17 protein-coding genes and 1 tRNA gene are annotated in these 15,427 nt (G+C 46.0%); 7 read left to right on the top strand and 11 right to left on the bottom strand.

The genetic code is table 11. From position 1 onward, the window contains the following. Window positions 1–462: 462 nt before the first annotated feature. From HG66A1_RS08170 to HG66A1_RS08140, 7 genes are all read left to right on the top strand, one after another. Window positions 463–536, top strand: a tRNA-Arg gene (locus HG66A1_RS08170). Between the two features lie 142 nt (window positions 537–678). Continuing rightward, on the top strand, window positions 679–2,262 hold the full coding sequence (locus HG66A1_RS08165; protein ID WP_145181945.1) for a hypothetical protein: 1,584 nt from the start codon (window positions 679–681) through the stop codon (window positions 2,260–2,262). Window positions 2,263–2,704: 442 nt separating this feature from the next. Then, window positions 2,705–2,926 carry a hypothetical protein gene (locus tag HG66A1_RS08160; RefSeq protein WP_145181942.1) on the top strand — a complete coding sequence of 74 codons (222 nt, stop codon included), beginning with the start codon at window positions 2,705–2,707 and terminating at the stop codon, window positions 2,924–2,926. 80 nt (window positions 2,927–3,006) lie between these two features. Further along, window positions 3,007–4,089, top strand: a complete 1,083-nt coding sequence (locus HG66A1_RS08155) for a hypothetical protein (protein WP_145181939.1) — start codon at window positions 3,007–3,009, stop codon at window positions 4,087–4,089. A 78-nt stretch (window positions 4,090–4,167) separates the two neighbouring features. Then, the gene (locus HG66A1_RS08150) at window positions 4,168–4,713 is read left to right on the top strand and encodes a hypothetical protein (protein ID WP_145181936.1); all 546 of its coding nucleotides are present in this window, start codon (window positions 4,168–4,170) and stop codon (window positions 4,711–4,713) included. A 21-nt stretch (window positions 4,714–4,734) separates the two neighbouring features. Beyond that, window positions 4,735–5,817, top strand: coding sequence for a hypothetical protein (locus tag HG66A1_RS08145; RefSeq protein ID WP_145181934.1), 1,083 nt, complete (start codon window positions 4,735–4,737; stop codon window positions 5,815–5,817). A 76-nt stretch (window positions 5,818–5,893) separates the two neighbouring features. After that, a complete protein-coding gene (locus HG66A1_RS08140) occupies window positions 5,894–6,973 on the top strand; it encodes a PD40 domain-containing protein (RefSeq protein ID WP_145181931.1) in 1,080 nt (359 codons plus the stop codon). 98 nt (window positions 6,974–7,071) lie between these two features. On the opposite strand, the gene HG66A1_RS08135 is transcribed toward HG66A1_RS08140, so the two are convergent. The 11 genes from HG66A1_RS08135 to HG66A1_RS08085 all read right to left on the bottom strand — a co-directional run bounded on the left by HG66A1_RS08135 (window position 7,072) and on the right by HG66A1_RS08085 (window position 15,307). Further along, entirely contained in the window at window positions 7,072–7,554 is a 483-nt protein-coding gene (locus HG66A1_RS08135; protein ID WP_145181928.1) for an ArsI/CadI family heavy metal resistance metalloenzyme, read from the bottom strand. Window positions 7,555–7,585: 31 nt separating this feature from the next. Next, complete coding sequence (locus HG66A1_RS08130) at window positions 7,586–8,005, bottom strand: arsenate reductase ArsC (protein WP_145181926.1); 420 nt, start codon at window positions 8,003–8,005, stop codon at window positions 7,586–7,588. Window positions 8,006–8,037: 32 nt separating this feature from the next. After that, window positions 8,038–8,298 carry a hypothetical protein gene (locus HG66A1_RS08125; protein WP_145181923.1) on the bottom strand — a complete coding sequence of 87 codons (261 nt, stop codon included), beginning with the start codon at window positions 8,296–8,298 and terminating at the stop codon, window positions 8,038–8,040. Between the two features lie 5 nt (window positions 8,299–8,303). After that, a complete protein-coding gene (arsB, locus tag HG66A1_RS08120) occupies window positions 8,304–9,542 on the bottom strand; it encodes an ACR3 family arsenite efflux transporter (RefSeq protein ID WP_145181918.1) in 1,239 nt (412 codons plus the stop codon). A 7-nt stretch (window positions 9,543–9,549) separates the two neighbouring features. Continuing rightward, entirely contained in the window at window positions 9,550–9,996 is a 447-nt protein-coding gene (locus HG66A1_RS08115; protein ID WP_145181915.1) for an arsenate reductase ArsC, read from the bottom strand. Window positions 9,997–10,079: 83 nt separating this feature from the next. Then, the gene (locus HG66A1_RS08110; RefSeq protein WP_145181912.1) at window positions 10,080–10,469 is read right to left on the bottom strand and encodes a hypothetical protein; all 390 of its coding nucleotides are present in this window, start codon (window positions 10,467–10,469) and stop codon (window positions 10,080–10,082) included. A 238-nt stretch (window positions 10,470–10,707) separates the two neighbouring features. Beyond that, on the bottom strand, window positions 10,708–11,028 hold the full coding sequence (locus tag HG66A1_RS08105) for an ArsR/SmtB family transcription factor (protein ID WP_145181909.1): 321 nt from the start codon (window positions 11,026–11,028) through the stop codon (window positions 10,708–10,710). A 176-nt stretch (window positions 11,029–11,204) separates the two neighbouring features. Continuing rightward, window positions 11,205–11,537, bottom strand: a complete 333-nt coding sequence (locus HG66A1_RS32775; protein ID WP_145181907.1) for a YnfA family protein — start codon at window positions 11,535–11,537, stop codon at window positions 11,205–11,207. A 47-nt stretch (window positions 11,538–11,584) separates the two neighbouring features. Next, complete coding sequence (gene merA / locus HG66A1_RS08095) at window positions 11,585–13,012, bottom strand: mercury(II) reductase (RefSeq protein WP_145181903.1); 1,428 nt, start codon at window positions 13,010–13,012, stop codon at window positions 11,585–11,587. A gap of 134 nt (window positions 13,013–13,146) precedes the next feature. Further along, window positions 13,147–13,704, bottom strand: a complete 558-nt coding sequence (locus HG66A1_RS08090; protein WP_145181900.1) for a heavy-metal-associated domain-containing protein — start codon at window positions 13,702–13,704, stop codon at window positions 13,147–13,149. Between the two features lie 58 nt (window positions 13,705–13,762). Beyond that, window positions 13,763–15,307, bottom strand: coding sequence for a mercuric transporter MerT family protein (locus tag HG66A1_RS08085; RefSeq protein WP_145181897.1), 1,545 nt, complete (start codon window positions 15,305–15,307; stop codon window positions 13,763–13,765). Window positions 15,308–15,427 lie beyond the last annotated feature (120 nt).

Raw genomic sequence — 15,427 nt, 5'->3', positions numbered from 1 at the left:
AACAGAAAAGCGGATTGCAGGACTGAGGACCAGAACGACAACGTCGATCCTCACGATCAGATTGCAGTAAATCACTCAGAAAGCACAACTTAACTTTCTTACGTAATTAGTACTATCTCAACGGAATCGATGAGGTTAGTCAAGCAGCAGGAGCCAGGCGGCGCTGAATTGATCTGTATTTAGGAGAGCCTGCTGCCCTGCCTTGAGCGTCAAGCATTACCTGTCACAATGATGAGATCCATCCAGAGTACGACCACCTGTGATCGCGCGAGCGGCTTGTTTTTTATGCTGGGATTGCTAGAATGCGTCCCTGCGACAGTTGCAACCAGATCACATTTCAGTAACATAAGCTGAGGTAACAGGTTGCATCTGAATCATCACAGATACGACAGCCGGAAAGAGAAACTTTCCGTTTTTATAAGTAACCTGTGTCGCATTTATCTGGTCTAATCCATCAGATCTGCACCCGTAGCTCAACTGGATAGAGCACCGGTCTTCGGAACCGGGGGTTAGGGGTTCGAATCCCTTCGGGTGTATATTAAACACGGCCTACATTTTTGTAAGCCGTGTTTTTTCACGTGCTTACAAAATCATCTACTCTTGGCCCCCCTCTTTGTGGCCGATAAAATGGCCGATAAACCAAGCCTGTGTGGCCGATAAGCACGTGAAAGGAAAGAAATGGCTGTTACTCGCAAGAAGGATTTGAAGCCAGATTCTCAAGGTCGGTACCGTCCTCGCATAGGATACATCGATTCCAAACGCGAAGCCCAGAAACGATTCAATCTGGGAACTTCAAAGATCGAGGCGGAAGCAAAACGTGCCAAGATCCAAGCCATATACGACCATCAATGCAAAAAGTATGGACATGATTTCTGGGATGATATTGTCCTACAATTTGCAGATGCAGTCGCCAAAGACCAGCCAGTTCATTGGACCGTTTTCTCCAATGATTCAACATCCAATGATTATGAAGCCGCAATGGAAGCATCCATTCTTAATGAAATTTCCGAGACATATAATGTTCCCATAAAATTTGATAATGAGGAACAAATTCAATACGGCCAAAAAGTCCTACGCGAAATGATAGCCGAAGATGTGCAAGAAGCCATTTCAAATGTAAATGCTCGATATAACCAAGAATTTGGCCCTCTCGCAGCGAAAGTTCGCTTATCTGGCAATCCCCTCACAACCGACTTCTCAAAGCTTGAAAAGGCTATTCAAGATTATGTCACAAACATAGAAACTACAGGCAAGCGAATAGAAAATGGCTCATTGTCCCTCGGTTCACAAAATAGAATTCGCTTGATTAAACAAGTGAATAAACAGTTTGGACATTTAACATTAGCTGAGTTGTCGCTCCAACAGATAGACGAAATCGTTGGAATTTGGAGAAACCGTCCGCCCTCAATTTATTCGAGTCGCTGCTCCTTCGATCATGCAGAAGGTACCATCAAACAAATCTTTCGATTTTTGGATTGGCTTGATACATCTGATTACAGATGGGAGAAACCCAAAGGGGTAGACAAGATCAATCGCAAAGTGGTTGTGTTTCCATCCGAAAAACAAAATTCCGCCATCACAATTGATACTTACGCTCCAACTCAGTTAGTGGAAATTATAAAAGAATGTAATGATTTCCAGAAAGCCATTATCTTACTATGCCTTAACTGCTCGTTTTCTCACGCGGAAGTAGGCAGAGTAACTATCGATAGATTCTTACTCGATACTCCCCACCCATATGCCGAAACACTCGGCATTGAGTCAAACAGCCAAGACTCATGGCTTCTATTCAACCGCCCCAAGACAGGAGTATATGGAGAATGGTATCTGTGGCCCGAAACTGTCCGCTATTTAAAATTAGCAATAGATAGAGCTAAAAAACTGGGATCGGAATTTATTTGTATCAATGGACACGGAAATCCAATGTACAATGAGGCTTGGAAAGCTCCACAATCTGCGATCAACACATGGTGGAATGGCAAACCTACCAAAAGCACAAGAAAAGTTGGAATTGTCACGAAGGTTGGCAATCGAATTGAAGATTTCCCACGCTACCCATTCAAATCACTCAGAAAGACAGTATCAAATGAACTTCGCAAAAGATTTGGTGGAGAAGTAGCGAGCCTAATGCTTTGTCATGGCAATCCAACAAACGATGACCTTCTTAACATCTACGCAGATCGTCCATTTGGCTTACTACATGATGCATTGAGAAAAATACACTCCTTCTACGAGCCTGTCTTCAAAGAGCTGAAAACATAATCATCCCTCTTGAGGACAGGATAGAAGTTTTGATAAAGAGAATTTCAACTGATTAGAGTGGATAGTCGTCTCACACGATTGTACTATATGTGCAGTAGCTTCATCTTTTGATCGAAGCCCAACTTTCAAAACTAAAAGGAGAATTTGACGGCCTCAAATGGCCATGTTTTTACAAATTGATACGACGTGCGAACGTCGGTACTGCTTCTCTCGAAACGACCAAACTGAACCACCTTGTGGTTCCTTCAATACAAGAGGCGGTGCTTGGACGACCGCTCCCCGAACGGGGGGCGTCGGCCTTGTGCTGTTCTTGTATGCCCCTTGGTCGGGGTCGAGAGGGCGGTCTTGGTTTGACGCTCCCTCATTTTTGTCACCGTTGACACCCGGAAGAGATGCTGAGCCGATTTATCGCACAGTAATCTCTTTAAAAGGGTCACCGCAGATGGCAAAATCACTCACGCAAAGAATGGCACTCGCTCTCTTCTTCTCCCCCCTGCTCTTCCTGCTCCCGTTCCACGCACTCAAAGCAGCAGACGACACTCCACTCTCAAGCACCTCCCTGCAACTTTCAGTTGTTGATGAAGGCAACCGCACGCTCACAGTACATTCCCGAGATGGTGGCAGCTCATGCGATGTAGTCATCCCTCATTCCTTTAGCGAATGACACCCGCACACAACATTGTTGACCAACGCATCTTGTCTGATTTCAAGTTTTCACTCACTCACTGAAAAAAGAGCTGACAAATGAGTAACTACGACCTTGTGCAACGCGACAAAGAGTATCAAAAAGAAATTCGTCGTAGGAAGTTGACTGACGCGGCCAAGATCGGCTTGTTGGTCAATCAGAACATCCAACAATTTCAAACCAATCAGCTACTTGATCAACTCCAATATCAAGTGTGTCATACCAATCAGTTCCTGAATCATATTTCAGGCACGCTCAATCAAATTGCTGAGGCTCAAGCCACGCATCTGGAGCAGGTTCAAAGAGAGCGATCTCTCAAGGAGATACTTTTTCAATTCGAAAAACACCTCAATGAAACTGAGGCGTATGGCGATCCGGTTGCAGCAGCATTTGGGATGAATCGGTTACTTCAAATCATTGATCGTCCGGGAAATGGCTTCTCAACGGCTGATTTATCTGATCTGAATGACAAGCGTCATTTTGATTTCATGATGACCAAGGCAAAAGCGATTCTGACGCAACTACCTCCAGATCAGTTCAAAGAACTGCAAAACTTCGAATACTTAGTTGGCGTCTATCATCAAAGGAAAGCGAGAGGTTTTGATCCTGTTCGTGACGTTCCTTTGAAAGAACGTCTCAATCTCCCCAAAACGTATAGGACGCCACCAAAACCAATCACTAAAAATGTCACGAAATTAGGTGATGGCAAATCCGTTGCCAAAGCTGGATGTGGCGGCCTGCTTGTTTTATTCAATCTTCCTCTTTTACTCGGATCTATCGTCTCTCTAACAAGCAATGAACCAATGCCGTTCAACGTGATAATTCTATCTCTAGCAATCACTGCTGCTGGGATCGCATTACTTTGGTCGTTCTTCCAAGAGTTGGAGGCACATAAGCAGCAGAAAGATGAATTGCATAACCAGCAACAGATAGAAATACAAAAGTGGGAAGAACAAAAGAAAAAAGAACAACTCAAACTCGCCAACGCGAATCGAAAAATCGATGTGGACAACGCTGATATCGAGAAGAAGCGTCAACAGGCAGCAAAACTATACCAAGCGACGATGGAGGACATGCGAGCTCTGATCAATGGGTTCTTAATGAAGCATCCCATGATAGAGAAGTATGTGGCTCGTGTGTGATCAAAGTTAGATGGCAGATTTCATCCTAATGAATCAACGGGAATGACACCTATATCGTCTTTGGAAGGAAAGTGTGAAATGAGCGGCCAACCGCGAACAGCAAAGACGATAATCATCGCTCGAATTCTTGCTCTTGGAGCGTCTCTTGGCACAATGTTTTTCTACATCCTCGGAACATTGGGAGTGAGTATTGCGATTGGTGCAATCTGGAATGGGGCAGTTCTTGGCATCGGTGTATTCGTCTTCGTGATGTGGGCAATCATCCGTTTTATAGGCTGGCTATTCGCTGGCGACGATCCTGCTTATCAGCAATATATCTCTGAGGGAGGTGATCCATACTTCGATACATTGCCCCCTCCCTTCAATTCTGACTCGTGGACACAAAGAATTGGAGGGCTGAGTGAGCCGGTCACTGATTATGTCCCTCCCGAACACTGGCAATACCAATGCTTGAGATGCGGTGCTCGTGTAGAACACGAAATTGACACCTGCTGGAACTGCGGGAATGGCAACGACACCCAACAGTGCCATGGTTGTGGCCTGTTGGTGAGAGAACCCAGCTTTGGAGCTTTTGAGACGACTGGCGTGATATGCCCTCAATGCAATTCAGTAATTAGATCTTAATCCCTTTCAAAGGAGAAATAAATGTTTCGATTTTACTTATCAGTATGTGTTGTCTTGATCATGTTCTTCGCGGCAACCTCGATTCATGCGGCAGAAAAAACTATCGATGGAAAGATCAAATCTGTTGATGCAACAAAACGCACAATTTCAGTGACCGACAAAGATAAAACACTGGATCTTGAGTTGAGTAAAAATACAAAGATCTCCGCGAAGAACAAGTCCCTAAATCAAAGCTCATTGCAGGCAGGACAGTCAGTCATACTGAAATATCACGATGCACTGGGAATTGTCCTCGAAATCGACGTGCTATCGCCGATTGAAAAGAAACCAGAAATGGTTGTTTTGACTGAATTGGATGTGAATGGTGAAGAGTGTAATCCTTGGCTTTCACCAGATGGTGATGGCTTGACAATTTACTACACGGTAAAAAAACCATTGCAACAAACAAGATGGATATGGACTGCGAAACGAAAAGACGCTGAGTCGCTGTTCGAAAATCCCAAGCGACTGATTCCAGCGATGGACTTCACGTTGTCAGATGACGGGCTTGAGATGATTCTGTTTCTGAACAAGGGGCTCTACCAAACTACGAGAGCTACTGTTGAAGATAACTTCAAGAGACCAACAAGAATTCCTTCCGCTGTTATCAAGAACGGGTTTCTAGCCGGTCCATGTCTGTCATCTGATGGTTTGACATTGATCTGTGACAGTATGAGAAAAGGAGTTGGACCGCAGATTCAGGTCATGTCACGAAAAACTAAATCTTCAAACTGGAGCAAGCCTGAGCCTCTTAAATTAACTCCCATAGGCAAAATGAAATATCCTTACATTTCAAGAGACGGGAAGTATCTATTTTGCACTGGTAAGGACATTTCGCAAGGTTCTAACATCATCATACATTCTGGCAGAGATGCTGAGGGTGGGTTTCACAGTGCGAGCGTCCTGAATATTGATGGGATCACTGTTCGGGGTATATTTCCGCGATATGTCGAAGCCACCAATGAATTGTTTTTCGCTGGTGAGCCAGAAAATGGAAATGGTGAATTGAAATTGATGGTGTTGAAGAATTTTGATCCAGAGAAAGTGATTCCGGGTTCGAAGTGATTTTCGCTGTTGGTGAATCAGTCTTTCGCACAAACACGGCCTATAACTTCCATCCCCGCTTTGAAAGGTAATCATAATGTATCGCATTTTAACCATGACATGCTTTGTTCTGATCTTGTCCCTGTCATTCAATATTGCTCAAGCAGAAGTCGTTTCGATTGAAGCCACAATCAAATCTGTTGATTCTCAAAACAACAAAATCACAGTCGAACGAAAAGGGAAAACCACAGAGTTTGATGTCAGTAAGAACTCAGACCTCTCTAAACTCAAAGCCGGTCAGAAAGTCACACTGAGTTACCATCTTGATCTGGAAACCGTGTTGAAAATCGAATCACCGGAAGTTAAATCGGATTCAAAATCTCCTGAACTGATCGTTCTCCAAGAACTCGATGCTGAGGGGTTTGAAGGAAATCCGGTTCTCACGAAAGATGGACTTACGATTTTCTGGAACATCAAAGGTCCATCAGATTCATTGAAATGGGTGTGGACGGCTTCTCGTAAAGATCAGAATTCTTTATTTGAGAACAAAAAGAAGTTGATTCCAGCAGCAGATTTTACAGTTTCATCTGATGGTCTTGAAATCATCATGTTGCAAAACAATGGTTCTCTGGCCAGTGCTACCAGAGATGATCTCGAAAGTAATTTCAGCAGACCGAAAACAATAACTGAGCTAAGTAAGAAGTATGGTTTCATTGCAGCTCCGACTATTTCTCCTGATGGCCTAACGCTCTACTACGGTCGTATCGTCAACGGAAAAGGAATTCAATTTCATTACTCAACTCGTTCCTCAAAGAACGGAAAGTGGAGTCCGCCGAGACCACTGCTGCTGCCTCCAAGTGGCTACAAGATGCGTTTCATGACTTTATCATCTGATGATAAATATCTGTTTTGTAATGCCATGGATGCAGAAGAAGGGAAACCAAATCTGCTGATTTATTCGAGGGGAACTCCACAGGATCGGTTTGAATATCTTGGAGTTGTGGACTCTGAGGGATTGAAGGTGGATGCGTCCAAGGGTGGAGCATTTGCCCGATACCTGCCGGACTCAAATGAGCTGTTCTATTCGGGCACGATTGATGAAAGTGGCGACCGAAAATTGTTGTTGATTAAGAACTTTTCGCCGGAGACAATGGTCAAAGAGATCATAAACAAGTAGTTGGTTACCCCACATTGAGTTTTAACGAATTTAAATCGAAGAAAGCAGGTATTCATTAAGAATGACTAAATACCTGCTTCCTTTGGATAGTAATAAATTTATGATTCTTTATTTGTTTTTAGAGAAACCATTTCGGGGCCACAGCAACCAGACTCAGCATAGAGTTCATCCTTCACATCAGCATTCAGAACCACAAACACCTCCCATTTGTGCCCATCCGGGTCAATAGCCCAGACTTTATCCTGTACTGCGTAACAACAGGTCGTAGCTTCTTCGGTAATCGTCTTGATCCCTGCTGATTTGAAGCGTTCAATCGCAGCATGAACTTCGGCAACAGATTTCACCTGAATACCAAAATGAGCGGATCCACCTTCGACCTTAACTGCTTCATCTACTTCGTTTAACGTAAGGTTCACGGAAGGATCTTGGGGTTCATACTTGGCATAGCGGGGGCGTTCTTTAACTGGAGGCACTCCCAGCAGCACTTCGTAAAATTGCTTTGACTGCTCCAGATTTGCAACTGTTAATGCAACATGCAAACGGTAATTACCGGGGAAATCAACAGCCGATTCTTGTTTCATGGAATCACTCCTCATTCAAGAAAATTACGTATTAAGCAGATTCATCAGCAAGAAATGATTGAATCTTAGTTTTAATTTCATCTCGGACACGGCGGAACGTTGTCATTTTTTCTTCATCAGTGCCAGTCGCATCGGCAGGATCATCGAAGGGCCAGTGAAGAGTCTGTGTGGCTCCAGAGAAGACTGGACACGATTCCTTCGCATTGTCACACACCGTGACCACCAGATCGAATTGCTGATCGGTAAACTGATCGAGGTGCTTGCTGGTGTTCTCAGACAGGTCAATGTCCAGTTCCCGCATCGCTTCAATCGCCAGCGGATGGACATAACCGGAAGGCTTTGAGCCTGCTGATTCCGCCTGCCACTCACCTTCACTCAACGTTTCCCAAAGTTCTTCTGCCATCTGGGAACGACAGGAGTTTCCGGTACATAAGACTAAAACACGTTTCATTTCTTGAATACCCTTCTAATGAAAATTTATTACTAACTGGCTACAGCAGATTCCAAAGCAATTTTCGCCATACTGAGCTTGTAGCAACTATCGAAATCAGCACATTGCTGACACTCTTCCCATTGATCATGATTTATTTCAATCGAGCGATCAGAATGAACTGGCAGCACACTCCCTTTAGGAGTCTTCATCCACACTGTGAACACTTTGCCTTCGTTCGGTACGTTATCTTTCAAATGCAGGCAGTCGGGGAACATGTTTCCACAACAGTCTTTATGCGTTTCATTTTTCATAATCATCACTCACTTGCAGTAACGGTCGCTGTTGTTTCCGAAGCATCGGACACGCTCTGATGTGGAAACCAGTTTTGCGTCCTGACACAGAACCGAACGAGCATCAACATTAAGGGAACTTCGATGAGCACCCCTACCACAGTTGCCAGTGCTGCCCCTGACGAAAGACCATACAACATGGTTGCGGTTGCTATCGCCACTTCAAAATGGTTCGAAGCACCGATCATCGCTGTAGGAGCAGCACTTTCATAGGTTAGGCCCATCACTTTTGAAAGCACATATCCCAGTGCAAAAATAACAACAGTCTGAATAAACAGGGGGATCGCAATCCAAAGGATTGTCAGTGGGTTATTGAGAATGGTTTCCCCTTTAAATGAGAACAGTAGGATCAGGGTTACCAATAAGGCAGCGATTGTAACTGGAGTTAGCACATGGAGAAATTTCTCTCGAAACCATGTTTCTCCTTTTGTCGCAATCAGCCATTTACGGGAAAAGAACCCTGCTACCAGAGGCAGTGCCACATAGATGCCTATCGAAAGTAGCAAAGCCTGCCACGGCACCGGCAATTTACCGACTCCCAAAAGAAATCCTCCCAGAATGCCGTACAACACCAGCATCGTCAAAGAGTTGATGGCCACCATGACCAGAGTGTGACCGTCGTTTCCTCTTGCCAGAAAACCCCAGACGAGAACCATCGCCGTACAGGGAGCGATTCCCAGTAGAATACAACCCGCCAGATAGCTTCGCCAGAGAGGAACTTCCAGCATTTTCACGCCATCTACGAGAACGACTTTACCAGAACCGTATTCGGCTCCCACAGCGAGGTCAGCACCGAAGGGCATTTTGACATAATCAACCGCCTCGGGGCCGATGAATGTGAGAAACAAAGTACCCAGAAAATAACTGGCAATCGCGTACATCGTGAATGGCTTGATAGCCCAGTTAATGAATAGTGTCAGTCCTACTGGGCGAACCGCTTTCCCCGCCCTCAAAACTTCGGCAAAATCAATCTTCACCATGATGGGATACATCATGAAAAACAGGCAGACAGCAATCGGAATTGAGACGACAGGTGCATCATTGACATAGATCGCCATCCCATCAAGGGTCTGTGCAACCCCCGGAGCAACCTTGCCTAATACGATCCCGGCAAGAATACAGAGACCGACCCACAAGGTCAGATAACGCTCAAAGAGGCTCATGCTTTTGGTCTCGATTGCTGGGCAATCATTGGCATCACTCATTGTCAATTTACTCCTTCGTCTCTAATTGATTTTTATTCTCTGAAATCCATTCAAGGATGCGTGCTTCAATCAGATCACGGATTGACCTGAATTTCATGATCCGTTCGAGTTCGTCGCCAGTGCAGGCAACAGGATCTTCAATTTTCCACGATTCCGTAAGCAGTGAAAATGGCCATACGTGTGGACACGACTGCTCTGCTTTCTCACAAACAAAAATCACCCACTTTGGACTGGTTTTTCCGAGATATTGATTGAGGGGTTTCGACTGATAATCTGAAATATCAATATCAACTTCATCCATCACCTGAATCGTTAATGGATGGACTCCTTTGGGACTTAACCCTGCACTATGAGCATCATACCGGTCTCCTGCAAGATGCCTTAAAAAGGCTTCTGCCATCTGACTCCGGGCGGAATTTCCAGTACAGAGAAATAAAACCATGGGTTTACTCATTCGTGGACCTTCTAAATTGACATTCTTATAGAAAACCGAACTAAGCAGAGTAAATTTTGTCCTCAGAACACATCGGTCGTGCGTTACCAGAGGGACAGGCTATAAACGACATGGATATTTCCATCTTCCTCAACAGACAGCTTGATATCATATATTTCCGAGTGATATGTTTTCCTTAAACTGATTTCACGTTCAGTTTCTGAAAGGACTCGATAGGTTCCGCCGACTTGATTATTTAACCAAATTCGATATTCTTGCCAGCTCTGGTTAGTATTTATAGTCCACTCTGCTGTTCTACTCCAATCTGTTTTGGTAACTAGCGGTACTGTCGCTTCTGCACCATCCGGTAAAAGTAATTCGTAATTCTGAATCAGCAGTTGATTGAACCTGTTTGGTGACTCCGTAGTGATGATCAAATAAAACAAAAGGGACAAAATCAGAACTGAAACAATCGCACGGATGGTTCGACGCATAGGTCAGGAGTCCCCCTCACTCAGTCAGAACTGAACGACAAGATAGAGCAGAGAAAAACTTGTAAGCAGTACACCAAATAAAATAGTCCTTTTCTCGAAACCTGTCGTGAGAACCAAAACGACATAAAATATGACTCCTGCCGCCAATATCAGTTCTGCCATGATCTGGAATAATTCTTTCATCGGCTGCTCCCATTATTCCAATTTGGCAATATTGCCATTAATGCGGCAAAAAAAATTATTTAACAGATTGCTTACGCCCCTCCAGATCAGTTAACAGCACCGTTTCCATGCAGGAAAAGAACCCATCGAGACAGCCACAGGTAACGCGGTAGTAACTGAGAGTCCCCTCCTTGCGTGAGTCTACGAGCCCGACTTCCTTGAGAATCGAAAGGTGCTTCGAAACTGTGGATTGATCTACCCCCACCTTTTCAGTCAGATCTCCCACGCACAATTCCTGATTCTGGAGCAGATCCAGCATCAGCAATCGACTTGGATGAGCCATCGCCTTGGCGATTTTGGCTCTGGCTTCATATTGTTTGCGTGTTTTTTCCTTCATGGCAATATGACCATGTTATAGTCTTGATTAAAAATTGTCAATCAGTATTGAAAACATTTGACGAAACATTCGGGAACACCTCTGTTGTCTCTATCACAGTATGCTCGAAAAGTATCAAAACGCCAGACTGAGGGATTCAAATGAGAATTATTGTCTGCTAAAAAAAACTCACCACCTTACTGCATTAATGGTCGAGGTCCAAATAGGATGAGTGATGCTCCTCCCAAACAGATGATGGCACCTATAACATCCCAGTGATCTGGGCTTTGTGATTCTATCATCCACAACCAGATTAGTGAGGATACTACGTAAATCCCTCCGTATGCAGCATAGGAACGTCCAGCAAAGTCCGACTCTGCTCTTGTGAGAAATAAAGCAAAAATGATAAGTGAAATTGTTCCCGGAACTGTCCACCATGCAGATCGATTCATTCTCAGCCACGCCCAGAAGGCAAAACAGCCTGCTATTTCAAAGAATGCTGTGACCAGAAATAGAATTATTGTCTTCATATCGATCGTTCTCTGATTATTTGAATTCTTTCCCGAAGTTTACGAAACTATTCCGCACAGCAGGAGAGCTTGGTGGGATCTTTGAACTTCGAGATGGCAACGATCTTGAGAGCCTCGGACATCGTGGGATACACATGAAGCAGGTCGATAAAGTCGTGTATCGTAGCACGAAACCGCAACGCCATCGCTGCTTCGTGGATGACTTCCCCCGCATTGGCAGCAACCATCGACACACCTAACACTTCATTCGTATTGGCATCGGCCACCATTTTGATGATGCCCCTTGTGTCTCGAATGGCACCGGCACGAGGTACAAGCGACATCGGGACAGTATTGTACCAGCACTGATGGCCTGCGACAACCGCTTCTTCTTCCGTCATGCCGACAACAGCGACTTGTGGATCGGTGAAGATACAGCGGGGAATCACCCGATGATCAACAAACCGTAAGTCATCGGAAAGAGCGTTTCTGGCAGCGATGCCGCCGTCCTGACTTCCTACAGGAGTCGCCATCTGGCTCCCGCTATGTTGTCCAATTACATCACCGGCAGCGAAGATATGTGGAACGCTTGTTCTCAGGTATTCGTCCACACTGATCTCATCATGCGTGTTTACCTGCACTTCGGACTTCTCAATACCTATGTAATCCGTATTGGGGCGTCTACCGGTTGCAACCAACAGCTTCTCTGCTCGATAATCGACTTTCTTCCCGCCGACTAAAACGGTTGCAATAACCTCATCATCTTCCTGACGGACAGTGCGGACCGACGCATTCACTACGACTTGAATTCCTTCTTCGGAAAATACATTGCCGATGGAATGTCCTACTTCCGGTTCGTATCCATGAGCAAGCAACTGAGGGTTTCGTTCAAGAATGGTCACTCCCGTTCCGAAGCGGTGAAACATCTGGGCGAGTTCCAAAGAAATGTACCCACCTCCGACGATCAGTAGAGTTTTCGGTAAGTCGGTCAATTCGGTTTCCTCGTCCACAGTCAGCAAGTCGCTCGTCAGATAGGGCACTTGATCTAAGCCCTCGATGTCGGGAACAATCGGACGAGAGCCGGTAGCGATCAATATCTTTTCTCCCCTAAGAAGCTTTCCATTGACCTTAACCGTGTGTGGATCAACGAAATGAACGTGCCCCTGTTCGATATGAATACGGCCATCAATCAGGCTTTCATACTTCTTTTCCCGATAGTCCTGAATGACTTTTCTCTTTTGAGCGATCAAGGCCGAGAAATCGAGTTTTATCCGACACGGTGTGAGGCCGGGGTAGCGAGGATGGTGAGCGTCATGAAGTAGCTTCGCCGCTTCGATCAGGTTCTTCGACGGCAGACAGCCCCGATTTACACAAGTTCCCCCAATGGTTCGTTCTTCTGTCATAATGGAGGTGTATCCCATCTTTTGAGCTACCAGAGCCGCTGCAAAGGCCGTGGAACCAGACCCAAGGATGACCAGATCGTAGTTTTGATTCATTATTTCTACCTGTGGTGAGTGTTAGTAATCGATGCCGGAATCCGCCTCGAAGAGAAGTTCAGCCACTTTTACGTAAGTAACCGTCTCGACAAAGACCAATAATGATAGTGTTTTTCTCTTGCTTTGCGTCACGGCTACGGTCTCGTATGAACAGTCGCCGTGTATCCCACCTTCTTCACGGCGGCGACAAGATTCTGTGCGAGATACCTCGCTTTATCTTTCGGAACGACTACGGCATACCCTCCCTTGTAGTTCACTGATGCTGCGGACACGCCGGGCACTTTCACAATGGCGTCCTGAATGTGTTGTGAACACGCCTCACAGGTCATTCCCTTGATGATCAACAGATAATTCACAGTTGGCCTATAACCGGACCGCTCGACGGCAGTGGCAAGTTTCGTACTGATCTGTCGAGGGTTTGCCGTGCGAACATCTTCCTGCCGAGGTAACTGGACAGTCACCCAAGCACGCCCTGTCTTCCAATCTACCGATGACTTGACCACGCCGGGAACAGCGGCGAGTTCTTTTTGGGCGTGAGCGGAACACGTCTCGCAGGTCATCCCTTGAATGCCGATGGAATATGTCATTAAAGTCAATGAGCGATCCTGATCTTCACCAGCATCTACTACCGAGAACGCAGCCAACATAGCGAAGGCAAGAGTCATTCCAGCGAATCCATTCAAATTCATCATGTTTTGCTCCTTTCATGAAGCGAGTTAGGAAGTAACAATCCTGCCAATCGGTGTGGCGTTATTGTTTGGTGCTCGATGTCGAGACGGGAGTCTCTTCCACAATCACTTTTCCATGGAAACCAGATTTCTCCACAGCAGACAGCACGGCCTCCTTGGGAAAAGCACAACAAGCCGGGCTTTGGACGTTTGCTCGGCCCGACTCGAAATCGACGTGAACGTCGGTGATACCGGGAACGCTGTGGATCATCTCCGAAACCCGCTTCGCACATTCTTCGCAGGTCATGCCTTCGATATTCAATACTGTTTGAAGAAAGAATTCGTTCGGGATATTGCTTGACTGTTCGTCGTCACCATCGATGGATGGGGGTGTTGTTGCCGTAATGATGTGATCACTTGCTTCGGATGTTTCTTCCGTGCTGAGAATTTTTCCGCTGTATCCAGCCTTCTTCAAGGCTGCCAGAATTTCTTTCTTAGGGATTGGGCTGCCCGGTTCCACACCGACAGCAGCTTGCCTTTTTTCATAGCTGATTTCTACAGCCACAACACCGGGCACCTGACGGATTGCTTGAGCGACCGTTGTGGCACAGCCCTCGCAGGTCATTCCCTCGATCTGAAAGACTGCCCGATGCATATTCTCGGTCACGGCGGAATTATTACCAGTGCCGAATAATAAGCCGACGTAGCTGGGGAAGAACAGGAAGGCGACCGCCAACACCGTCACGCCCCACAGCATCACCTTGTTCAAGGACATCATGTTGAAACGACGTTTGGCTTTCGGGGTACAGCAGTCCTCTGCCTCCATAGTTTCCGTGGGACAGCAGCCGTGTCCTGTTCCCGCAGCAAACTTCTTGGGACGGTAGGTGAAATAGAATGCCGAGCCAAGAAATCCAAACGTTACAATTATGAACAGCGGGCGATATGTTTCCAGTGTGGCTGCAATTCCGGCCCCAGATACGCCCACTGCCAGCAGAAGCAGAGGGAGCCAGCAACATGCCGATGCCATGATCGCCGAGAAGACCGTGCCGATCTGGGCGAACTTCTCGACACGTCCGGTCGATGGTTTCACTATTGATGTAGGCGTCTCATTCGAGGCATTCAGCTCCAATTCCTTCTGAGCGATCCGAATACCTTTGGACACGCTTCCCAGACAACAGGAACCACTGGGGTTGGATGTTTCGCAGTGGCATCCGGGGGCTTTCATCTTGTCCCGGATGTCTTCCAGAGCATCAGAATGTTCCTTCGTACGCAATTCGTTCTTGATACTGGCGACCGAATGTCCGAAACAATAACACAGGGGCCGTTCGCCGCTGGTTTCCTTCACACCGACAGGAACATTGAGTTGTGACTTCGTAAAACTGATGTCGCCTGTTTCGGAGAAGTAAACCACATCGCAATCGGATGAATCGCAATACCGCCAGCCGGTGTCCTCGGTGAGGGACGTGCATCCACTGTGGGAATCGCAGCACGAATGATCGTCACTGCCGATCTCGGTAGCGAACTGATCCTTGAGCAACGCTCGCAAAGTCACCTGTGATACCCGCTTCGCTTTCTTATTGCAGGAGGGGCAATGAAGTCGTTTATCCGTCGTTGTTTCTGCGGTCATCGAATCACCTTTCCGTAGAAGTCATGATGCAAGAACTCTTGTCGAATCTTCGTTCTACGCCTATTATCGACGTTGTACCTAAGTGCAAGGTCAAGCTGATTTGAGGATAATATTTTAAGT

It is taken from the genome of Gimesia chilikensis (assembly GCF_007744075.1).
Lineage (GTDB): Bacteria > Planctomycetota > Planctomycetia > Planctomycetales > Planctomycetaceae > Gimesia > Gimesia chilikensis_A.
The sequence above is the reverse complement of the archived record's forward strand: the minus strand, read 5'-3'. Positions and strand labels throughout refer to the sequence as shown.